Below are 23,053 nucleotides of genomic sequence, written 5' to 3'. Positions count from 1 at the left end.
CTGTCCGCCGGCGCATACGTCCGTCACTATAACGCCAAACGTCGCGGCGTCCAACGCGGGGGCTGACGGATTCTCCCGCCGCGGCGTCAGGCATCCGCCCGGCGGCGGGCGATCAGCTTGCGGATCTCCTCCAGCCACAGCACCAGGCTGGCGCAGGCCGCGATGAGCAGCAGATCGGCCGGCGGGATCGGCACGGTGTGGAACGACTCGTTCAGCGGCGGGGCGTAAATCACCGCGAACTGCAACAGGATACCCAGGGCGAGGCCGCCCATCAGCCAGCGGTTGCGCAGCACGCCGAGACGCAGCGTCGAGCGGGTCTCGGACTCGCAGTTGAGCACGTTGAACCACTGGCACATGGCCAGCACGGTAAAGGTCTCGGTCTGCACCAGTTCGAACGGGGCACCGGTCGACAGGCGCCAGACGAAAAAGCCGAAGGTCGACAGCGCCATCGCGGGCGTCATCAGCGCCACCCGCCGCAACAGCCGGCGGCCGAGCAGCGGCTCGGCGAGCGACATCGGCCGCCGCCGCATCTCGTCGCCCTCCGGCGGCTCCATGATCAGGTTCACCGTCACGGTGCCCTCGGTGACGATATTGATCCACAGGATCTGCACCGCCGCGAGCGGCAGCGGGTAGCCCAGCAGCAGGGCGCACATCAGCACCGCGATCTCGGCCATCGAGGTGGCGAACAGATAGAGGATGACCTTCTTCAGGTTGCGATAGACGAGACGCCCCTCCTCCACCGCCTTGACGATGGTGGCGAAGTTGTCGTCGGTGATGATGATCTTGGCGGCGCCCTTGGCGACGTCGGTGCCGGTGAGGCCCATCGCGACGCCGACGTCGGCGCGCGCCAGCGCGGGCGCGTCGTTCACGCCGTCGCCGGTCATGGCCACCACGTTGCCTCGCGCCTGGAAGGCCTCGATGATGCGCAGCTTCTGCGCCGGGTGCACGCGGGCGAACACCGCGATGCGCTCCAGCCCGTCGCGCAGCTCCGGCTCGGGCATGCGCTCCAGTTCGCGGCCGTCGACGGCATGGTCACCCGCGCGCGCGATGCCGAGCAGGCGGGCGATGGCAAGCCCGGTGGCCTTGTGGTCGCCGGTCACCATCACCGGACGGATGCCGGCCGCCTGGCATTCCGCGACCGCCGACTTCACCTCCTCGCGCGGCGGATCCATCTGTCCCACCAGGCCCAGCAGGACGGCGCGTCCGCGGAACTGCGCGAAGCCGCCGCCGTCATCCAGCCCGGAATCAGCCACATCAGCCACGGCCAGCACACGCAAGGCCCGGCCAGCCATCGCCTCGGCCGCCGCAAGCGCCTGCGCCCGGTCTTCGGCGTTCAGGGGCATGGCGCCCGTCCCTTGCCGACCCAGCCCGCACAACTCCAGCACCGCCTCCGGCGCCCCCTTGATGAGCACCCGGCGATGGCCTGCCACGTGACCGTGTCCGGTGGCCATCATCTTGACGCCGGAATCGAAGGGCAACTCGCCCCAGCGCGGCCAGTCGCGGTTCAGCGCCTCCGGATCGACCGCGCCCTTCAGCGCCAGGGTCAGCAGCGCCACCTCGGTGGGATCGCCGAGCGGACGCCAGCGGGAATCCTCGCTGTCCGGCGGCACCAGGCGGGCATCGTTGCACAGGACCACGGCCTCGAGCAGGGCCGTCACCGCGGGATCCTCCGCGCGCATGGCGCGCCCGTCCTCCCGCAGCAGGCCTTCGGGCTGATAGCCGACGCCGTCGACCGTGATATTCCGCTCGCCGGGCAACCACAGCGCGGTCACGGTCATCTCGTTGCGCGTCAGCGTCCCGGTCTTGTCGCTGCAGATCACCGAGGTGGACCCCAGCGTCTCCACCGCCGCCAGCCGGCGCACGATGGCGCCGCGCGCGGCCATGCGCTGCATGCCGACGGCCAGCGCGATGGTCATCGCCACCGGCAGGCCCTCCGGCACCATGGAGACCATCTGGCTGATCGCCACCATGAAGATATCGATGAAGGACAGCCCGCGTGCGAGCCCCAGGCCCAGCACCAGCACGAACATGCCCAGCGCGGCGGCGACCAGATAACGGCCGAACTGAGCGATGCGCAGCTCCAGCGGCGTCTTGGGCTCCTCGGCCGTCGCGGTCAGGCGCGCGATCTTGCCCACCTCGGTCGCGGGTCCCGTGGCCACCACCACCGCGCGCGCACGGCCGGCGGTGACGTGGGTGCCGGAATAGACCATGTTGACGCGGTCGGCGAGCAGGGTGTCCTCCGGCAGCGCGCCCGCCTGCTTGGCCACCGGCAGCGATTCGCCGGTCAGGGCCGCCTCGCCGATCTCCAGCGCGGCGGCCTCGACCAGGCGCGCGTCCGCCCCGACGGCATCGCCCGCGGCGAGCAGCAGCACATCGCCCGGCACCAGATCGCGCGCCTCGATCAGTCGCTCCGCGCCGTCGCGCAGCACGCGCGCGCGCAGCGTGGACAGGCGGTGCAGCGCCGCCATCGAACGCTCCGCGCGCCCTTCCTGGAGGCTCCCGATCAGGGCGTTGACCGCCACCACGATCAGGATCACCACCGCGTCGCCCTGCTTGCCCAGGAACATGGCCAGCAGCGCGGCGATGAACAGGATGTAGATCAGCGGGCTCTGGAACTGGCGCAGTACCAGCCGGATCACCGAACGCCGCTCCGCCTCCGGCAGCGCGTTCGGCCCGCACTCGGCGCGACGCCGGGCCAGATCCTCCGCGCCGAGCCCCCGTTCCGCGGCGACGGCCTGCCGCCGCAGGGCCTCCTCCGCCGTCAGCGCGTGCCAAGCCATCGCCCCGGAACCCGCCGGGCGTACGTCATCCCCCGCTTCAGCTTCCATAGAGATAGAGCGCGTAGCTGTTGACCAGATAGACCGCCAGCAGGAACAGGCTGGCCCAGCCCACCGTCCGGAAGACGCGCCGCCGCGGCCGGTAGAACAGGCCGACGATCGCGATGCCGCTCATCATCATGGCGGACAGGGCCGAGACCGCGTGCACCGGGGAGACTCCCGACAGCAGCGGACCCGGCAGGAAGGCGATGTCGTCGACGGCCAGGATGGCCATGTTGAACAGATTGCTGCCGAACAGGTTGCCCATGGCCATGTCCAGCGCGCCGAGGCGCACGGCGGCGATGGAGACCGCCGCCTCGGGCAGCGAGGTGACGGCGGCGATGAACAGTGTGCCGACGAAGCTCTCCCCCCAGCCCATCGTCTCCGCGATGGCCTTGCCCACGAACGGCAGCCAGACGCCGGCCGCCACCACCACGACCGAGGCCAGCGTGTAGCCGGCCACCGCATGCCGGAGCGTGGTATTCCGGTACCGCCTGTCCTTCTCGTCGACCACCGGCAGATCCTGGATCTGCTCGTAACGGAAGACGGTGCGCATGGCGAGGGCGTAGATCAGCAGGATGGCCGGCGTGTACAGTCCGACATGCCCGAGGGCGGGCTCGATGCCATTGTGCGCCAGCAGCAGGTTGATACCCGCGAACCCGATCAGGATGACGCCGAAGCCGGCCGAGAGCACGTGACCGACGCGCGCGCGGGTATAGACCGACTCCTCCCGATGCAGGAAGTCCAGGATGACGATCAGCAGCAGGTTGAAGACGCAGGAGCCGAGCACATCGCCGGCGGCGATGTCCGGCACGCCGGCGACGGTGACCGCGCTCAGGCCGGTCACCAGCTCGGGCAGCGAGGTGACCGAGGCCACCATCACCACGCCGACCCAGGACCGGGACAGGTTCAGCTTTTCTCCGATCATGTCCCCGTACAGGGACAGGCGATGTCCGGCGACCGCGATCAGGACCAGACAGAGCGCGAATTGAAGCCACACGGTCATCGTCGAGCACATCCCTGCAGTTGAAAAGCCTCAAGGCCGGGACCACGCCCGACCATCGGCGTCTTCCGGGATGGGGAAACCTTAGCCGAGTTCCGGGATTCATTCAAACGGTATCTTCGCGCGCAACCCGATTGCAACGCGGTGGGATTTCTTGACACACTGACGAAGCCCGGCCCAACTCCGACGGGGAACAGCCCATGAGCGAACATACCATGCTTCTGATCGCGGGCATCGGCGTGCTCGCGCTGCTGTGTCAGACGCTGGCATGGTGGCTCAGGCTGCCGGCCATCCTGTTCCTGCTGCTCGCCGGCATGGCGGCGGGTCCGCTGCTGCACTGGATCGATCCGGCTGCCCTGTTCGGCGACCTGCTGTTCCCCTTCGTCAGCCTCGCGGTTGCCGTCATCCTGTTCGAGGGCAGTCTGACGCTCAGGTTCGAGGAGATCCGTGGCACCGAGAACGTCGTGCGCCGCATGGTCACGGTGGGCGTGCTGGTGACCTGGGGCGTGACCGCCGTCGCCGCCCACACGGTGGTCGGGTTCTCCTGGCCGATGGCCTTCCTGTTCGGCGCGATCATGGTCGTCACCGGGCCCACCGTGATCGTACCGATGCTGCGTACCGTGCGCCCCAAGGCCGACATCGCCAATATCCTGCGCTGGGAAGGTATCCTCATTGATCCGATCGGCGCCCTGCTCGCCGTGCTGGTATTCGAATTCATCATCTCCGGCAGCGGCGGTACCGCGATCGGGAACACCCTGTTCGTGTTCGGGAAGACCGTGGCCACCGGGCTGGCCCTGGGGGCGGCCGGGGGATATTTCCTCGGGGTCATCCTGCGTCGGCGGCTGCTGCCGGAATACCTGCACAACATCGCCACGCTCGCCATCCTGCTCGGTCTGTACGCGATATCCAATCTGCTGGCGGAGGAATCCGGCCTGCTCACGGTCACCGTAATGGGCATCTGGCTCGCCAACATGAAGAACGTCCCGGTCGACGAGATCCTGGACTTCAAGGAGACGCTGAGCCTGCTGCTGATCTCCGTGCTCTTCATCCTCCTCGCCGCCCGCATCGAATTTTCCCAGTTCGAACAACTCGGCTGGTCGGCCATCTGGGTCTTCCTGGTCATGCAGTTCGTCGCCCGCCCGCTCAAGGTGCTGATTTCCACCTGGGGTTCCACGCTCGACTGGCGCGCGCGGGCGCTGCTGGCGTGGATCGCGCCGCGCGGTATTGTCGCGGCCGCGGTATCCGCCCTGTTCGCCCTCCGCCTGGAGCAACACGGCAGCGCCCAGGCGGCCCTGCTGGTGCCGCTCACTTTCCTGGTGATCATCGGCACCGTCGTCCTGCAGAGCGCGACGGCACGCCCCCTCGCGCGCCTGCTCGGGGTGGCGGAACCGGAACCGCGCGGCTATCTCATCGTGGGCGTGAATCAGGTCGCCCGTGCCATTGCACAGGGCCTGAAGGAAGCGGGTCTGCGCGTGCTGCTGATCGGCACGAACTGGAACAACATCCGCGCCGCCCGTATGGACAACCTGGAAACCTTCTACGGCAACCCGGTATCGGAATACGCCGATCGCCACCTCGACCTGGTCGGCATCGGGGGTCTGCTCGCCTTGTCCTCGCGCGACGAGATCAACGCCCTGGCGGCCTTGCGCTACCGACCGGAATTCGGCCCCGCGCATATCTTCGGATTGGCGCCGTATGCCTCCGGCGCCAAGAGCGGCGCCGAGGGAAAACACACCGTGGGCAGATTCAGCCGAACCCTGTTCAGTACCGACATGGACTACACCAGGCTGTCCGCCCTCATCGCCGGCGGCGCGGTGATCCGGCGCACGCCGCTGACGGAGAAATTCGGGTACACCGCCCTGCATGAACAGTACGGCGGGAACTTCCTGCCGCTGTTCGCGCTGGATGCGCGCGAAAACATCCATCTGTTCACCACCGACGACGAGGTGAAACCCTCTGCCGGCTGGACCATCTTCAGCCTCGCCCAGCCCGACGCCACAGCACAGGAAAAGTCCGCGGATGGCGATTCAGAAAAGCGGCCCCAGGGGATAGAATAGACCCTATCGCCTCCACGAGGGAACGTCATGAACGCCAAACTCGCCGTCAGCCTGGCCCTGATCCTTATCGTCGTCGTCTTCATCGTCCAGAACACCGCCGTGACCGAGCTCCGTTTCCTGTTCTGGACGCTGGCGATGTCGCGCTCCCTCATGATGTTCCTGCTGCTCGGCATCGGCATCACGGCCGGCTGGTTCCTGCACGCCTATTTTGCGAACAGGAAGGCCCGCTGAACCGCCACTACTCCGACGTTTGCACGCCATGTCAGGCCGCCGCCATCTCATCCTCGGCATATTGCTACTGTTGTCCACCGCCGCCATGGCGGCCGAAACGCCACGGCTCGAGATCGAGATCACCGGCGTGGCCGGCGATCCGCTCGAAAACGTGCGCGCCAACCTCGAACTGTATCAGCAGCGCGAGCACCCGCTGCTCGGCGACGCCCTGATCCGGCGCCTGCACCAGCGCGCCGATGGCGAGATCCGGCAGGCGCTGGAGCCGTTCGGCTATTACCGCGCCCGCGTCGACAGCAGCCTGACCCGAACCGAACAGGGCTGGCACGCGCGCTACGCGATCGATCCGGGCGAGCCCATCCGGCTGGACGAGGTCACCATCACCCTCTCTGGCGCGGGCGCCTCCGATCCGGAGCTGCAACGCTGGCGCGACAACTATCCGCTGCGCGAAAACAATATCCCGCTGCACAAGGAGTATGAAGACGCCAAGCAGGAACTGCTGAGGCTCGCGCGCGAGCGCGGCTTTATCGAGGGAAAGCTGCTAGAACACCGCATTCTCATTGATCTCGAACACTATCGCGCCTCGATCGTCGTAAATTACGAAACAGGACCGCGCTATGTCTTCGGCGACATCAGCTTCGTGCAGCAGGACTTCGACGAGTCCCTGCTGCGCGGCTACCTGCCCTTCGACAGCGGAGACCCGTACGATGCCGCCAAGCTGCTCGAGCTGCGCCGCGCTCTCGCCAACAGCGACTATTTCGAGGACGCCGAGGTCGTCAGCCTGACCGATCAGGCGGCGGAACACCGCATCCCGATCCGCATCGAACTGACTGCGCGCAAGCCCGCGCGCTACTCCGCCGGTATCGGCTACGCCACCGACACCGGGGCACGCGGCATGCTCGGCTACGAGAAGCGTCGCGCGAACTCCTCCGGTCATCGTTATGACTTCGTCCTGCGCCGGTCGGAAATCGACGCCAGCGCGACCGCGCGTTACCGGATACCGCTGCAGCGGCCGGCGACAGACTCCCTCGCCTACCATGTCTCCTGGATCGAGGAAAACACCGACACGGTGCAGCGCTTCACGACATCGACCGGCGTCGACCTGACCGAGCAGAAGGGGCACTGGCTGCGCGGCGTCGGCCTCAGTTACGAGCTCGAGCGTTACCGCCTCGGAAACGAGGACGATTCCACCCTGCTCATCCCGCGCGTCAGCTGGGAACGCGCGAGCACCGCGGACCGCATCCAGGCGCGCGAAGGCTGGCTGTTCAGCATCGAATTCCGCGGCGCCTACGATGAGCTGTTCTCCGACACCTCGTTCCTGCAGACACGCAGCGACGCCAAATACATCCATGCCCTCCGCGAGCACTCGCGCCTGCTCCTGCGCGGCACGGCCGGCGGGACGCTCACGCCGGAATTCACCGACCTGCCCGCCTCGCAGCGCTTCCTCGCGGGCGGCGACCAGAGCATCCGCGGCTACGCCTACAATTCGCTCGGACCGACCAACGCGGAAGGCGAGGTCATCGGCGGCAAGCACCTGCTGGTCGGCAGCGTCGAGGTGGAGCAGGAAATCCGCGGCAATTTCGGTCTCGCTGTCTTTCTGGACGCCGGCAACGCCTTCGACATCGGCGACTTCAACGTCGAGCGCGGCGCCGGCTTCGGTCTGCGCTGGCGCTCGCCGATCGGCGCCATCCGCGTCGATCTCGCCCAGGCGCTCGACAAGGCGGGCAATCCGTGGCGCCTCCACCTGACCGTGGGACCGGACCTGTGAGGCGCGTGCTGCCGGCGATCATTACGCTCGCGCTGATCGCCGTGCTGGCGACGGGGGCGATCGTGCTGCTGTATACCGGGTCCGGACTGCGCTGGACCTTCGATCAGATCCAGCGGCTGACGCCGGGCCAGTTGACGGTGGACGCGTTCGACGGCCGGCTCGCCGGTCCCCTGACGCTGACGGGACTGCGCTATGAAAACGCCGCCATCCGCCTGCACATCGATCGCATCACCTTGCGCTGGAGGCCCGGGCGCCTGTTCGACGGCCGCCTCGTCATCGACGCGCTCGAATTCGGGACGATCGAAGCCACGGTCAAACCCGGCCCCGACACCACGGACCCGCGCGGCGCATTCGACATCCGGGTACCCGTGCCGGTCGAAATCAAACGGCTCACCAGCGGTCGCGTGACGCTGTCGCTGCCGGAGCGGGAAGCGATCGCCATCGACAGCCTGGAGACCGTCCTCCATGCCGAGGGTCCCGGTGTGCGCCTGTCCGGTCTGCGCATCGCGGCACCGCAACTGCATCTGCAACTCGACGGGGAACTGCCGCTCAATACGCGCGCGCCCCTGCGCCTGTCCGCGCAGGGAGAGGCCGCCATCCAGGACCTTACCGTGGCGGGCGACGCCACGCTCGGGGGGACCTGGCGCCAGATCAACGCCGAACTCCACCTGACAGAACCGCTCGACCTCGGCGCCTCCGCGCGCATCGACACCGGTCTCGGCGAAGGCGCCGCCCCGCACTGGCAGGTGCGCGCGACCGCCGAACCGTTCACGCCATCCGCATTGCAGCCACGGGCGCCGCCCGGCCGGATCGACGGGCTCACCGTACAGGCGGAGGGCGACGCGGAAACGCTCAAGGCCGACGGCGAATTCACCTGGCGCGATGCCCGATACGGGAACTGGGCGCTCAACCTGGAACTGGCGCGACAGGGTGAGCGGTGGGAATTCCCCCGCTTCCGCATCACAGCGCTCGAGGGTACGGCGGAACTGGACGGCAACGCGGCACTCCGCCTCGCGGACGGCGCGCCGGGTGATTTCACCCTCGATGCGCGCTGGCGCAACCTCGCCTGGCCGCCGGCGGGTGATCGTACCCTCGTCTCCAGTCCACGCGGCACGCTGCACGCCGCCGGCACACCGGATGACTACGCCTTCACCCTGAACGGCGCGCTGGTCCCGCCGCAGGTGCCGGCGCTCGACATCATGCTCGCCGGCCGCGGGGACCGCGCCGGCGTCAACGTCACGGATCTCTCCGGTGCCTGGCTGGACGGCGCCTGGACCGGACACGGCGCACTGGCGTGGTCACCCGCATTGGGCTGGGATGCCGCGCTCACGGGCAAGGACGTCAATCCGGCCGCCTATCGGGCGGGCTTCGACGGCCGACTCGATGTCGAGGCACAGGTACGCGGTGAAAGCGCCGCCGGCGGATTGACGGTCGGACTCGATATCGACAGCATTAATGGCACGCTGCGTGGCTACCCGCTCGCGCTGAACGGCCGCCTGACCGTACGCGGGGGTGAACTGTTCGTCGACGATCTGCGCCTGCGCTCCGGCGACGCGACGCTCGACGCCAATGCCCGTCTCGGGTCGCAATGGCAACTGGAATGGAAGCTGCGCGCGCCGACCCTGGCCGCGCTCCATCCCGACCTCGACGGCGCCCTGAGCACGGAGGGAAGCCTCAGCGGCCCGCCCGACGCGCTGCGCACACGCATCGCCCTCACCGGTCAGCGGCTGTCCTACCGCGGCGTACGCGCGGACGACCTGCAGATCGATGCCGACATCGACCTGGCGCCCGCCGGACGCTGGAATCTGCGTGCGCGGGCCACCGGCGCAGGCGCGCGTGAATGGTCCGGCGGCCGTATCACGCTCGATGCCGACGGCGGCACGCGTGATCACACCCTGCGCCTGACGGCGGAACGCGCCGGCTACCGGATCGAACAGATCCTGGACGGAACGTTGCGGGAAGAAGGCTGGCAGGCGCGTCTGCACGACGGGCGCGTCACCCTCGGCAGACTGGGGACCTACACCCAGGAGACCGCGACCGACCTGACGCTCTCGCCGGAGTCCTTTGCCATGCAGGACTGGTGCTGGCGCCGGGATGCGGCGCGGCTCTGCCTGTCGGGCTCGGGCGTCCCCGCCGGAGACCGGCTGCAGGGCGAACTGAACTGGCGCGACCTGGATCTCGCGGAGCTCTCCCCGCTGCTGCCCTCCGCCGGCGCGCAACTGGGCGGCAGTGCCACAGGGAAGCTGCAACTGGACTATGCCGAGGGACGCGTGCGCACGCTGGAGGCGCACGCCGGGATCTCCGGCGGCACACTGAGGTATTCCCTGCCGGATGAAGCACCCGGTGAGCCGCAGCATACCCTGGCCTATCGGACGGCGGCGCTCGACATCGGCCGTGAAGGCGACGACCTGGGCGCCCGGCTGCGCATCGACGTGACCGACGGCACCCATGTCGAGGCGACCGCGCGCGTGCCGGAGTGGTACATCGCCGAAACGCCGTTCTCGCCGGCGCAACCCTTTACCGGCCGCGTCGAGCTCGCCCTGAACGACCTGAGTCCGATCACGCTGCTGATGCCCGACCTGCTGCCGGGCCAGGGCCATGTGCAGGCGGGCATCACGCTGTCGGGCACCCTCGAGGATCCGCGCATCGATGGAGAGATCGATGCCGAACTCGCGACGCTCGCCGTCGCCCGTCTCGGCCTCAGGCTGCGCGATCTGAATCTGCGCCTGCAGGCGGCGCAGAACCGCTGGCAGCTCGATGGCGCGCTGACCTCGGGCGAGGGAAAACTCCGGATCGAGGGCAACGGCACGGTGCATGACCGCGCTTCATGGGACGGCATGCTCACCTTGAATGGCGAACACGTCGAGATCGTGCGGCTGCCGTCGGCGGAGGTCACCGCCTCGCCCGCCCTCACGCTGCGCGCAACGCCCGGCGACCTCGCCTTCAGCGGGACGCTCACCATTCCCGCGGCGCGCATCGAACCTTTCATGACGGAACCCGCGACACAGGTCTCCGACGACGTGGTCATCGTCGGCCGGGAGGATTCCGGGACGTCAGCGGGCCCGCGCGTGCATGGCGAACTCCTCGTCATCCTCGGCGATGACGTGAAGGTCTCGGGCAAGGGCCTGGAGGGCCGCCTGGCCGGACGCCTGCACGTGCTGATGAACGCGCCGAACGACATCAACGGCCAGGGCGAGATCCACTTCGTCGAGGGCCGCTACCGCGCCTACGGCCAGAACCTGAACATCGAACAGGGACGCGCGCTGTATGCCGGCGGTCCGATCGACAATCCGGGGCTCGACATCATTGCCGCGCGCCAGCGCGGCGATGACATCAAGGTCGGCGTGCGCGTGACGGGAACGGCGGAACAGCCGCTGGTGCGCCTGTTCTCCGATCCCGCGATGGACGACGGCGACGTGCTGTCGTATCTCGTCCTCGGTCGCCCGCTCGACCAGGCCTCAACAACGGAGGGACGCGCGCTGTACCAGGCGGCGACCTCGCTCGCACTGGTCGGCGGCGAGGCGCTCGCGACCCGCCTCGGCGGCCTGTTCGATCTGAGCGAGGTCAGCATCGAGGCCGGCGAGACCTCCACCGACACCGCGCTGGTGCTGGGAAAATCGCTGTCGCCGCGGCTGTACGTGCGCTACATCCAGGGACTGGTGGAAAACACCGCGGCCTTCCAGGTTAGGTACAAGCTGAGCGAAAAGTGGACCCTGGAAACCGAAAGCGGGACGCGCTCGGGCGCGGGCGCCGACCTGATCTACAGCTTCGAGCGCTGAAGCGGGCCCGACGCGGGGTCGGGACGGCCTAGAGGTTCTGCTGGTGCCGCACGTCGGTGCCGCGCACGATGTAAACGACGTACTCGGCCAGGTTGCGCGCGTGGTCACCGATGCGCTCGAGCGCCTTCATGACGAGCACGGCGTCGATCGCCTGCGCGACCGTGCGGGTGTCGCCCTGCGCCAGGCTGGCCAGCCGGCGCAGGCCGGTCTCGAACTCGCGCTGCAGGCGGCCCTGGTCCGCCAGTATTGCATCGGCGTGTTCGGCGTCCAGGGTGTCGATCAGGCCGAGCGCATCGGACAGCAACTGTTCCGCGCCCCGCCCCATGGCGTAGGCATCGGACAGCAGCGTGTTGTCGTCGAGCTTCACCCCGGTCTGGTACAGGCGGAGGCACAGGTCGGCGATGCGCATCGCCTCGTCACCGATGCGCTCCAGGTGGGTCACCATCTTGGAAAACGAGATGATGATGCGCAGGTCGAGCGCGAGCGGCGCGCGCCGCGCCAGCATCGCCACGATCTGTTCGTCGACCTTGACCTCCAGCGTGTCGACGTCGCGTTCACGCCGCATGACCTTGCGCGCGGCCTCGAGGTCGCGGTCGTGCAGCGCGCGCAGGGCCAGTCGCGCCTGGTCCATCACCAGGCCGGCGATCTCCAGCACCTGGGTGTGGAGGCTGTTGAGTTCGCCGTCGAAACGGCGCACCGAATGTCCTTCCAGCGATTGCACCATGACGTGCCTCCGTTCCATTACCGGTCGATCATCCGCGCGGCGACGGCCATCAGCCGAAACGGCCCGTGATGTAATCCTCAGTGAGCTTGTGCACCGGGTTGGTGAAGATCTGCGTGGTCTCGCCCACCTCGATCAGGTTGCCCAGATGGAAATAGGCGGTGCGCTGCGAAACGCGCGCGGCCTGCTGCATCGAGTGGGTGACGATGACGATGGAATAGAGTTCGCGCAACTCGTCGATCAGGTCCTCGATCACCGCGGTCGCGATCGGGTCGAGCGCCGAACAGGGCTCGTCCATCAGGATCACCTCGGGATTGACCGCGATGGTGCGCGCGATGCAGAGGCGCTGCTGCTGACCGCCGGACAGGCCCGTGCCGGGCTGTTCGAGCCGGTCCTTCACCTCCTCCCACAGACCGGCGCGCTGCAGGCTGGTGACCACCATCTCCTCGAGTTCGGCCTTGTTCTGCGCGAGCCCGTGGATACGCGGCCCGAAGGCCACGTTTTCCCAGATCGACTTCGGAAACGGATTCGGCTTCTGGAACACCATGCCGACCGTCGCCCGCAGCGGCACGACGTCGATCCCGGTGGCATTGATGTCCTGTTCGTCCATGAAGATCTGGCCGGTGACGCGGCAGCCCACGATGGTGTCGTTCATGCGGTTGAGGCAACGCAGGAAGGTCGACTTCCCGCACCCCGAGGGGCCGATCATCGCGATCACCTCATTGCGGCCGATGTCGAGATTGACGCCCATGACGGCATGCTTCTCGCCGTAGTAGACGTTGATGTCGTTGCAGCGGACGCGCGGATCCTCCACCCGCACTTCGCCGACGGTCTCCCGCTGTTCCCGCTTCGTAGTCAGTGAATCCATGCCCTTCGCCGCTTTTCTTACGTTGACCCGCTCCAATTGTACCGCTTCCTCGACCGTATCCACAGATGACATAGCCCAGCCCCCTTGCAGGTAAACATGATCACCATCTGCGCTCGAACCGCTTGCGCAGGACGACGGCGATAGCGTTCATCACAATCAGAAACGCGAGCAGCACCATGATGGCCGCCGAGGTGCGCTCGACGAAGCCTCGCTCGGGGCTGTCGGCCCAGAGAAAGATCTGTACCGGAAGTACCGTGGCGGGATCGAATATGCCGCCCGGGATGGTCACGATGAAGGCCACCATGCCGATCATCAGCAGCGGCGCGGTCTCGCCCAGCGCCTGCGCCATGCCGATGATGGTGCCGGTCAGCATGCCGGGCATGGCGAGCGGCAGCACGTGATAGAACATGGCCTGCATCGGCGAGGCGCCCACGCCCAGCGCCGCCTCCCGGATCGAGGGTGGCACCGACTTCAGCGCGGCGCGACTGGCGATGATGATGGTCGGGAGCGTCATCAGCGTGAGCACGAGGGCGCCGACCACCGGCGCCGAGCGCGGCAGGCCGAAGAAATTGATGAATACCGCCAGACCGAGCAGGCCGAACACGATGGAAGGCACGGCCGCGAGGTTGTTGATATTGACCTCGATCAGATCGGTGAGTCTGTTGCGCGGGGCGAATTCCTCCAGGTACACCGCCGCGGCCACCCCGATCGGGAAGGACAGCAGCAGGGTCAGAAGCAGGGTATAGAAAGAGCCGACGAGCGCCCCGCGGATGCCGGCCAGCTCCGGATCGCGCGAATCGCCCGCGAGGAAGAAATTGGTATTGAAGCGCTTCTCCACGCGGCCTTCCGCGGCGAGCTGGTCGACCCAGGCGATCTGGTCGTCCTTGATGCGCCGGTCGAGTTCGGGAAGCGAGCGGTCGACGTGCCCTTTGATCAGCATGTCGATCTCGTCGTCGGCCACCAGCCAGACCTCCTGCCGCGTCCCGATCAGCCCGGGATCGCCCAGCACCATGTCGCGCAGCTCGAAGCCGGCGCCGTTGCTGATGATGCTGTAGAGCGCGCGGCGTTCGCCGCGCTCGGTCACGGCGGGAAACATCTCGCGCAGCGAGGTCTTGACCAGACCGGCGTAATCGGCGCCGCCCAGCACCTCGGGATCGTGCGTCCCTTCGGGATCGATCACGGCGGAATCGAAATTCACCGGCAGCTTGATGTAGGTCTGCGCGAATGCGGTGTAGCCGTTGCCGACGATGCTGACGAACAGCACCGACAGAAACACCAGCCCGAGCACGATTGCCGCCACTCCGTACAGCCGGAAGCGCTTTTCCGCCGCCTGGCGCCGCTTCAGCCCGGCGCGCACGATCTCGATGGTCCGCCGGGAATCCATCCCGTCGGTCCCGGCGCCGTCCCGCCGCGGTTTCTGGCTATTCATATTGCTCCCGGTATTTGCGCACGATATGCAGGGCGAAGATGTTGAGCAGCAGGGTCGCTACGAACAGCACCAGTCCAAGCGCGAAGGCGGCCAGGGTTTTGGCGCTGTCGAACTCCTGGTCCCCGGTAAGCAGGGTCACGATCTGCACCGTCACCGTGGTGACGGACTCCAGGGGATTGGCGGTCAGGTTCGCCGACAGACCGGCGGCCATGACCACGATCATGGTCTCGCCGATGGCCCGTGACACCGCCAGCAGGATGCCGCCGACGATGCCGGGCAGCGCCGCCGGCAGGATCACCTTGCGCACCGTCTCCGACCGGGTCGCGCCCAGGCCGTAGGCGCCATCGCGCAGCGACTGCGGCACCGCGTTGATGACATCGTCGGACAGGGAGGAAACGAACGGGATGATCATGATGCCCATGACCAGACCGGCCGCGAGCGCGCTTTCCGAGGCCACGTCCAGGCCCAGGCTCAGGCCCGCGTCGCGGATCATCGGGGCCACGACCAGGGCGGCGAAGAACCCGTACACGACGGTCGGTACGCCGGCCAGTATCTCGAGCAGGGGTTTCACATTGGCGCGCAGCCGGCGGCCGGCGTATTCCGAAAGGTAGATCGCGGAAAGCAGCCCGATCGGCACCGCCACCGCCATGGCGATGAACGAGATCAGCAGCGTGCCGGTGAACAGCGGCACGGCGCCGAACGCCCCGGATGAACCGACCTGGTCGGCGCGGAGCGCGGTCTGCGGGCTCCAGTGCGGGCTGAACAGGAATTCGAAGATGGAAACCGACTGGAAGAAACGCAGCGACTCGAACAACACCGACAGCACGATACCGACCGTGGTGAGGATCGCGACGCTCGAACAGGCGATGAGCAAGGCCATGACGATGCGTTCGACGGCGTTGCGGGCGCGGTGCTCCGGCCGGATGCGCGCCAGGCTGAACGAACCGGCGACGATGACCAGCGCGAGCGCAACGACGGTAAGCGCGGCGTGGCTGGTGGCGCGCAGTTCGCGGTAGTGGTCGGCCGCCGCCAGCATGGCCGCGTCGGCCTCGCGCGAGGTGACGTTGCCATGGGCCAGGTTACGGATGTCGTTCAGGACGAGATTGATGTGCCCCTCGTCGAGGCTGCGCACCTCCTGCGGGAGGCTGTCGACCAGCGCGCGGGTAATAAACGCATCCTCGGCGGAGAACCAGATGCCCGCCACCAGCAGGGCGGGAAGCCCGCACCACAGGGCGACGTAATACCCGTAATAGGACGGCAGGGAATGCAGTTTGCGGATCCGGCCCTGGGCGACCGCGAGGGCGCGCCGCCGCCCCACGTAAAAGGCGATCGAGCTGAGGATCAGCAGGACCATGATCAGCATGGAGGTTTGCATGGCCTAGACCGTTCTGTGTCGTTTGTCTTCTTAAACGGCGTGTGACAGAAATTCGGCGGCTGGCCCATGCCAGCCGCCGAAGTATGCATCTTACATCGACATCGGGATCAATTTCACCGCCGCATCGCGGTACTTGGCACGCTCGGCGTCCGGCATGGAGATCAGGCCGCGGTCGGACAGGTAACCCTCGGGGCCCCAGGCCTTCTCGCTGCTGAACTCCTTGAGGAATTCCGCGATGCCCGGAATCACCCCGATATGGGCCTTCTTCACGTAGAAGAACAGAGGCCGTGAAATCGGGTATTTCCCTTCAGCGATCGCTTCATATTCGGCGGCGACGCCGTCCACGATCGAGCCCTGGACATAATCCCGGTTCTGATCCAGGAAGCTGTATCCGAAGACGCCCACGGCGTTGGGATTACTCTCCAGCTTCTGCACGATCAGGTTGTCGTTCTCGCCGGCCTCGATATACGCCCCGTCCTCGCGCACAGTCATGCAGATGCGCTTGAACTGGTCCTCGTCCTTTTTCTTGAGATCCTTGATCCAGCCGAAGGTGGAGCAGCCGCCTTCCAGCGCCAGCTCGGCGAAGGCATCGCGCGTCCCCGAGGTCGGGGGCGGGCCCAGGACTTCGATCTTATTGGCGGGCAGGGCCGGGTTGACATCCTTCCAGGTCTTGTAGGGATTCGGCACCACGCGGTCACCGCCCTTCGGATCCGGGACCTCCTTGGCCAGCGCCAGGAAGATGTCGCGCAGCGACAGCTGCAGCTGAGTCGCCTTCTTGGAGTTCGCGATGGCGATGCCGTCATAGCCGATCTTGATCTCAACGATGTCCTTCACGCCGTTCTGCTGGCAGGTGTCGTACTCGCTCTTCTTGATCGCGCGCGAGGCGTTGGTGATATCCGGATGCTCGACGCCGACGCCGGCGCAGAACAGCTTCATGCCGCCGCCCGTGCCAGTGGATTCGATCTTGGGGGTCTTGAACTTGGTCGCTTTGCCGTACTGTTCCGCCACCACGGTCGAGAAGGGATAGACCGTGGAGGAACCGACGATGCTGATATAGTCACGCGCGGCGGCCTGTACGGACGCGGCGCCGGCCAGCAGGGCCGCGGTGACTGTCGCCATTGCAATCGATTTTCTCACCATTTCATCTTCCTCTAATTAGGGTATGCATTTGACCAGGTTGATCACCCGGACCGGCACGGCGGGTCAGGCTTCTCTCGCCTCGCCGGCCGCTCCTCCAACCACGCCCTGCCCGGGCGGCGTTGTTAACGAACAGGGCCCTTTATAAAGCACGCGTATGACAGTTTAATTACAACCGTAGTGCACGCGCTTCCTGCGGGCCGCGTCCTCCCCGCCGCTGTCACACTTACGTCACAATTCGCCGTTTCCGTCCCGGATCCCGCGACACCCCTGGCGCACACGCGGGATTTGAAATACCGGCTAAGCTCGTGCAGAATCTGGAAATATTTTTCCAGCACCGCCTCGTCCCCCGGCTCACGGACAGGCCGGATGGAATCGCCTGACCTCGCGCGGAGACGGCATGAAGGTCCTGGTCATTCTCGGTCACCCCAATCATGCCAGCTTGTGCGGCGCGCTGGCTGAGGCCTATGCGGGCGGCGCGCGCCAGTCCGGCCAGGACGTCCGGATCCTGCGCCTCGGCGACCTGGCGTTCGACACCAACTACCCCACCCGCCCCGGGGACGCGCAGACCGACGAACCCGACCTGGCGCAGGCCCGCGCCCTGGTCGTGTGGGCGGACCACCTGGTGTTCATCTTTCCGAACTGGTGGGGCATGATGCCGGCCCTGCTCAAGGGCTTCATCGATCGCATCTTCACCCCCGGTTTCGCCTTCCACCTGTACGACGACGGCACCTGGGACAGGTTGCTGACGGGCCGCTCGGCCCAGATCATCACGACCATGGATACGCCGGGCTGGGTCTACCGCTTCATCTACGGTCAGCCGGGCACCAATGCGCTCAAGCGCGCCACCCTGCAGTTCTGCGGCATCACGCCGGTGCGGGTGTTGCGCTTCGGCACCGTGTTCAACTCCACGGTCCCGCAGCGGGGACACTGGATCGAGCTCGCGCGCGCCGCCGGGCGCCGGCTCACGCACGGCGTCCCGGACCGCGGCGAGCGTGCGCGCGCGAAGACCCTGGGCTGGATTCGGGCAATGCGTCTGCAGTTCTATCCCATGACCTGGCTGGCCTATACCCTGGGCGCGAGCGCGGCGCACGGCGGCAGCGTGTTCGGACAACCGGTCTACTGGCTGGGATATCTCGCCGTGTTCCTGCTCGAATTCGCCGCCGTGCTGATCAATGAATACGTCGACTTCGACAGCGACCGCCGCAATCGCAACTTCAGTCCGTTCAACGGCGGCTCCCGCGTGCTCGTCGACGGAACGCTTGGGTTCGCCGAGCTGCGCCGCGGCCTGGCGCTCGCGCTCGCCGGCTTCGCCGCCAGCGGCGCGCTGTTGTACACCCTGGGCAAGGTGCCGGCGCTGACGCTGGGCGCCCTGTGCGCCAGCGGCCTGATCCTCTGCCTGGGCTACACGTCCCCGCCGTTCCGCTTCTGCTGGCGCGGCCTGGGCGAAGTGGTGGTCGCGCTCACGCACAGCTTCCTCGCGGTGGTGTGCGGCTGGCTGCTGCTGGGCGGACACGCCGCGGACCCGCTGCCGTGGATGCTCAGCCTGCCGCTGTTCTGGTCCATACTGCCGGCGATCACGCTGTCGGCGATCCCGGACCTGGAGGCCGATGCCGCGGCCGGGAAACGCACCCTGGCGGCCGAACTCGGGGTCGGGCGCGCGCTCGCCTTCGCCATGGCGGCGACCGCCGGCGCGGCGATCTTCGCCCTGGGGTGGCGCTGGCTGGGCGTGGGCGGCGACCTCTATTCCGGGATCGGATGGGGCGTGCTGCCCCACGCCGCGCTGTTGATCGTCCTGCTGTGGCGCTACCGGCGCGGGTACCGCGGCCCAACGCGCATCAACGGCCTGATGGCCGCCGCACTGAGTTACATCCTGTGGTTCGTCGCGGTACCGTTCGCGCATGCGCTGTGAGCGGGCGACCCACCCGGCGCGGGAAATATGCGATAATGCGCGGGCTCGATTTCGAACCCTGCCCGACAACACAACCAAGGTGAGATCCCATGGCAAGCGCAGTCAAATCACCCTGCATCAGTGTGTGCATCATGGAGGATGGCATCTGCACCGCGTGCGGGATGACGGAGAAGGAATCCAATACCTGGTACAAGCTCTCCGATGAGGAGCGCCTGAAAATCGTCGAACGCCTGGCGGCCGGAAAGAACGCCCCCGCGGGCGGCGACAAGCAGGCGTAACCCCTCCCCGCACGCCGCCCGGCGCGCGGGCGGCGCATCACCCATGAAACTCGTCACGCTCCGGGGAGTCTCGCTCGCCTACGGCCATCATCCCCTGCTCGATCACGTCAACCTCGAGATCGCCGCCGGCGAGCGGGTGTGCCTGATCGGCCGCAACGGGACGGGAAAGTCCACCCTGTTCCGCGTGCTCAGCGGCCAGGCCCAGCCGGACGATGGCGAGATCTGGCGGCGCGACACCCTGCGCGTCTCGCATCTGGAGCAGGAAGTCCCGCTCGACATCGACGCGAGCATCTATGACACCGTCGGCGCGGGCCTGGGCGAGCTCGGCCGCCTGCTCGCCGACTACCATCGCGCGACGCGACAGCTCGACACCGCCGCGCCGGGCGCGCTCTCCGGCCTGGCCGCGCTGCAGCAGCGCATCGAGGCGCGCGACGGCTGGAATATCGCCCGGCAGATCGAGACCGTGCTGAGCCGCCTCGATCTGCCGCCGGACCAGGCGGTCAGCGCCTGCTCCGGCGGGGTGCGCCGCCGCGTGATGCTGGCGCAGGCGCTGGTCAGCGCGCCCGACCTGCTGCTGCTCGATGAACCGACCAACCACATGGACATCGCCGCGATCGGCTGGCTGGAGGATTACCTGCTGTCCTTCAACGGCGGACTGGTCTTCATCACCCACGACCGCAGCTTCCTGCGCCGCCTCGCCACCCGCATCATCGAACTCGACCGCGGCCAGCTCAGCTCGTTTCCGGGCGATTACGCCAACTATCTTCGCCGCAAGGACGAGATGCTCGCGGCCGAGGAACAGGCCAACGCCCGCTTCGACAAGAAGCTCGCCGAGCACGAGGTGTGGATCCGCCAGGGCATCAAGGCCCGGCGCACGCGCAACGAGGGCCGCGTGCGCCTGCTGGAACAGATGCGCCGCGACCGCGCGCGCCGGATCGAGGTCGTCGGCAAGGCCAGCCTGGCGGTGGACACCGGTGAATCGTCCGGCCGCCGCGTGGTCGACCTGCGCCACGTCGGCTTCAGCTACGCCGGGCGCTGCATCATCCGCGATTTCTCCACCAGCATCGTGCGCGGCGACCGCATCGGCATCATGGGCCCGAACGGCAGCGGCAAGAGCACCCTGCTGAAGCTGATCCTGGGCGAACTGCAACCCGACAGCGGCGAGGTGATCCAGGGCAACCGGCTGCAGATCGCCTATTTCGACCAGCAGCGGGAGCTGCTCGACCCGGACAAGACCGTGCGCGAGAACATCAGCGCGGGCAGCGATTTCGTCGAGGTGCGTGGCCGCCCGCGCCATGTGGTCGGCTATCTGAGGGACTTCCTGTTCCCGCCCGAGCGCATCGATTCGCCGGTGCGCATCCTGTCCGGCGGCGAACGCAACCGCCTGCTGCTCGCGCGTCTGTTCACGCGTCCCGCCAACATGCTGGTGCTGGACGAGCCGACCAACGACCTCGACGTCGACACGCTCGAATTGCTGGAAGATCTGCTGTCCGATTACGACGGCACCCTGCTGATCGTCAGCCACGACCGCAGCTTCCTCGACAATCTCGTCACCAGCACGATCATCTTCGAGGGCGACGGCCGCGTCAGCGAATACGTCGGCGGCTACGACGACTGGCTGCGCCAGCGCCGCCCGCCGCCAGAACCGCGCGCGGAGGCCAAACCGGCCGCCGCGCCGGCGCCCGCACCCAGGCCGGCGCAACCCGTGCGGCGCAAACTCGGCTTTGCGGAAAAACGCGAGCTCGAATCCCTGCCCCGGCGCATCGAGGCGCTGGAGGCCGAGCAGCGGAAACTGGAAGGCGACGCCGGCCGCCCCGAGTTCTATCAGCAGGACAAGCCCGCCATCACCGCCGCGCTCGCGCGTCTTGCCGAATTGGGCAGCGAGCTGCAGTCGGCCTACGACCGCTGGGAAGCGCTCGACAAATTGGGGTCAGAGTAAAAACTCCGTTCACTATCCCGGCGCCTGGGTCCCCGTTTCAACAAGCTGACGCGTCGCCCTGCCAGATCTTCAACCGTTTTCTTGAATCGATTGGTGCCCAGGACCATCCCCTGATTGGTCGCCTGACGGATGTCATGAAGCCTGTCATCACCGAGGTGTCCAGCAAACATCGCCCGATATGCCGCCATACGTTCGCGCGGCGTTTTCCCAAGATCTTGGTAGAGTTGATGCGGAGACCAGAGTCGTGTCGGGCAACCGAAGCCATGCGCGCGGTAACTCGACCATGCATAGTCCTCCGGCGCCGAGACCATGCCAGCCCGCACCGGATTTGACTCGATATACCGCTGGCAAATCAGCAAGTACTCGTCCGCGTCCACAACGCACGATTTGAATCGCCCTTCCCAGAGAGTGCCTGTCCTTAGATTGACGTGGTTAAAGTATCTGACATAACGCCGACCAAGCATCTGCATCAGATCAGATACGCCGTGTTCGGTTCCGGGCGTGACCAGCAGATGAACGTGATTAGTCATGAATACCCAGGCGTGGATAGCTACCACGCATTTCCGCGAGTATTCCTCAAGCCAGTGGGCGTAGGCAGCGTAATCAGCTTCTGAAGCAAAGCATCTCTGACGATTATTACCGCGCTGAATGATGTGCAACGGTAACCCGGGCAGGCAAATCCGCGTTAGTCTGGCCATTGCTCATCCTTGATAATGGCTGATTTCGATCAGTCTAACCGGAACTCCTGCGGGATGCTAAAAGTTGTATACGACCCTTGATATTTGGGGTCAGAGTAAAAACTACTCTACCGCCGGGTCGAATGACACCTAGACTGGAGAAAGTTTTTACTCTGACCCCAAATATCAAAAGTTTTTACTCTGACCCCAAATATGCCAAATATGGCCCCAACTATGGGGCGAGATCGGCGGCCTCTGCGACAATATGCCGCATTTACATCGGCCCGGGCCGCGCGCAGAATCCGTTGCGACCCGAGCCGTGAAGGATGTCTCTATCCCCCCTCTCGCTTGGCGATATCCGATGTGCCGTGGATTCACCCTCCGCTCCACACGGTTCGGGTCTTCTTCAAGGCATGATGTAGCCATTCCGGGCAAGCCGTGCTTGCCCGTCTTTTTTTCGCCCTCTATTTTCCCGCGCACTCGACCCGCCACCAGCGATCGATAGCAGAGATCCGTCATCCCGCGTCGCTGAACCGGCTGAGGTGGCCGCCGCAACGGCGGCAATGATAGCTGGCCACGCCGCGCAGGATCAGATTGTGGCGTCGCGTCGACAACTGATGAACCAGACAGTCGCAGCGGTAGGTGTAACGGCGTTGCCTGCGCATGGGGATGCCATCCAGGTCGTATCGCGTCGTGGCGCTGGTGTTCACGCCGAAGGCGTTCATCACCGCACGCCATTCGGGTCCGTGCGGGCGCACGCGGTGCAGGCCGTACAGGCAATCGACGATGTAGTGCGCGACTTCGTGCGGCACGGTCACCGCCAGGCTGTCCTCCGGATAGCGCGCAAACAGCCAGGGGTTGTAGCGGATGACGCGTATGCCCCGCTGGACGCGGTACATGCCTGAGGCGCGTCCCTTCAGATCGAACAGCACCGGCACCGACTCGAAGCGATCTCCGTAGTACGCGCCGGCACGCGCGATCCACCTATCAGTCGCTTCCACGACAAGCGCACGTCGCACCGCGTCGATCGGCACGACCGCATCCGGCGCGGTGTGCGACATTGCGC

Annotated in this window: 16 protein-coding genes; 7 read left to right on the top strand and 9 right to left on the bottom strand. The window is 66.7% G+C overall.

The annotated features are described in order from the left end of the window. Positions 1 to 86: 86 nt before the first annotated feature. Positions 87 to 2,780, bottom strand: coding sequence for an HAD-IC family P-type ATPase (locus IPM20_01250; protein MBK9130259.1), 2,694 nt, complete (start codon positions 2,778 to 2,780; stop codon positions 87 to 89). Between the two features lie 37 nt (positions 2,781 to 2,817). Continuing rightward, positions 2,818 to 3,834 carry a sodium:calcium antiporter gene (locus tag IPM20_01245; GenBank protein ID MBK9130258.1) on the bottom strand — a complete coding sequence of 339 codons (1,017 nt, stop codon included), beginning with the start codon at positions 3,832 to 3,834 and terminating at the stop codon, positions 2,818 to 2,820. A 185-nt stretch (positions 3,835 to 4,019) separates the two neighbouring features. Here IPM20_01245 and IPM20_01240 point away from each other — a divergent pair, with 185 nt between their 5' ends. From IPM20_01240 to IPM20_01225, 4 genes are read left to right on the top strand one after another with little or no spacing between them, the layout of a single operon-like run. After that, positions 4,020 to 5,876, top strand: coding sequence for a sodium:proton antiporter (locus IPM20_01240; GenBank protein ID MBK9130257.1), 1,857 nt, complete (start codon positions 4,020 to 4,022; stop codon positions 5,874 to 5,876). Between the two features lie 27 nt (positions 5,877 to 5,903). After that, positions 5,904 to 6,107, top strand: coding sequence for a DUF1049 domain-containing protein (locus tag IPM20_01235; GenBank protein MBK9130256.1), 204 nt, complete (start codon positions 5,904 to 5,906; stop codon positions 6,105 to 6,107). Between the two features lie 28 nt (positions 6,108 to 6,135). Then, positions 6,136 to 7,872: an outer membrane protein assembly factor gene (locus IPM20_01230; GenBank protein ID MBK9130255.1), complete on the top strand. Its 1,737-nt coding sequence runs from the start codon at positions 6,136 to 6,138 to the stop codon at positions 7,870 to 7,872. Next, a complete protein-coding gene (locus tag IPM20_01225) occupies positions 7,869 to 11,651 on the top strand; it encodes a translocation/assembly module TamB domain-containing protein (GenBank protein MBK9130254.1) in 3,783 nt (1,260 codons plus the stop codon). The genes IPM20_01230 and IPM20_01225 overlap by 4 nt, the downstream gene beginning before the upstream one ends. Before the next feature lie 28 nt (positions 11,652 to 11,679). On the opposite strand, the gene phoU is transcribed toward IPM20_01225, so the two are convergent. The 5 genes from phoU to IPM20_01200 all read right to left on the bottom strand — a co-directional run bounded on the left by phoU (position 11,680) and on the right by IPM20_01200 (position 17,184). Continuing rightward, a complete protein-coding gene (gene phoU / locus IPM20_01220) occupies positions 11,680 to 12,375 on the bottom strand; it encodes a phosphate signaling complex protein PhoU (GenBank protein ID MBK9130253.1) in 696 nt (231 codons plus the stop codon). Positions 12,376 to 12,424: 49 nt separating this feature from the next. Continuing rightward, positions 12,425 to 13,312, bottom strand: coding sequence for a phosphate ABC transporter ATP-binding protein (locus IPM20_01215; GenBank protein MBK9130252.1), 888 nt, complete (start codon positions 13,310 to 13,312; stop codon positions 12,425 to 12,427). 28 nt (positions 13,313 to 13,340) lie between these two features. Then, positions 13,341 to 14,624 carry a phosphate ABC transporter permease PstA gene (gene pstA / locus IPM20_01210; GenBank protein ID MBK9130251.1) on the bottom strand — a complete coding sequence of 428 codons (1,284 nt, stop codon included), beginning with the start codon at positions 14,622 to 14,624 and terminating at the stop codon, positions 13,341 to 13,343. Between the two features lie 37 nt (positions 14,625 to 14,661). After that, positions 14,662 to 16,044, bottom strand: coding sequence for a phosphate ABC transporter permease subunit PstC (gene pstC, locus IPM20_01205; protein ID MBK9130250.1), 1,383 nt, complete (start codon positions 16,042 to 16,044; stop codon positions 14,662 to 14,664). A gap of 90 nt (positions 16,045 to 16,134) precedes the next feature. Continuing rightward, the gene (locus IPM20_01200) at positions 16,135 to 17,184 is read right to left on the bottom strand and encodes a PstS family phosphate ABC transporter substrate-binding protein (protein MBK9130249.1); all 1,050 of its coding nucleotides are present in this window, start codon (positions 17,182 to 17,184) and stop codon (positions 16,135 to 16,137) included. A gap of 397 nt (positions 17,185 to 17,581) precedes the next feature. On the opposite strand from IPM20_01200, the gene IPM20_01195 reads away from it, so the two are divergent. The 3 genes from IPM20_01195 (at position 17,582) to IPM20_01185 (ending at position 21,310) form a co-directional block, all read left to right on the top strand. Beyond that, entirely contained in the window at positions 17,582 to 19,093 is a 1,512-nt protein-coding gene (locus IPM20_01195; GenBank protein ID MBK9130248.1) for an NAD(P)H-dependent oxidoreductase, read from the top strand. A gap of 89 nt (positions 19,094 to 19,182) precedes the next feature. Then, positions 19,183 to 19,371 carry a DUF1289 domain-containing protein gene (locus IPM20_01190; protein MBK9130247.1) on the top strand — a complete coding sequence of 63 codons (189 nt, stop codon included), beginning with the start codon at positions 19,183 to 19,185 and terminating at the stop codon, positions 19,369 to 19,371. A gap of 43 nt (positions 19,372 to 19,414) precedes the next feature. After that, positions 19,415 to 21,310 carry an ATP-binding cassette domain-containing protein gene (locus tag IPM20_01185; protein ID MBK9130246.1) on the top strand — a complete coding sequence of 632 codons (1,896 nt, stop codon included), beginning with the start codon at positions 19,415 to 19,417 and terminating at the stop codon, positions 21,308 to 21,310. Here IPM20_01185 and IPM20_01180 read toward each other — a convergent pair. Continuing rightward, on the bottom strand, positions 21,268 to 22,008 hold the full coding sequence (locus tag IPM20_01180) for a transposase (protein ID MBK9130245.1): 741 nt from the start codon (positions 22,006 to 22,008) through the stop codon (positions 21,268 to 21,270). The two genes, IPM20_01185 and IPM20_01180, sit on opposite strands and share 43 nt — an antisense overlap. A gap of 494 nt (positions 22,009 to 22,502) precedes the next feature. Then, complete coding sequence (locus IPM20_01175) at positions 22,503 to 23,048, bottom strand: SprT-like domain-containing protein (GenBank protein MBK9130244.1); 546 nt, start codon at positions 23,046 to 23,048, stop codon at positions 22,503 to 22,505. Positions 23,049 to 23,053 lie beyond the last annotated feature (5 nt).

This window comes from Gammaproteobacteria bacterium (assembly GCA_016716465.1).
Lineage (GTDB): Bacteria > Pseudomonadota > Gammaproteobacteria > SZUA-140 > SZUA-140 > JADJWH01.
Note: the sequence above shows the minus strand (reverse complement) of the source record. Positions and strands in the feature narration are given on the sequence as shown.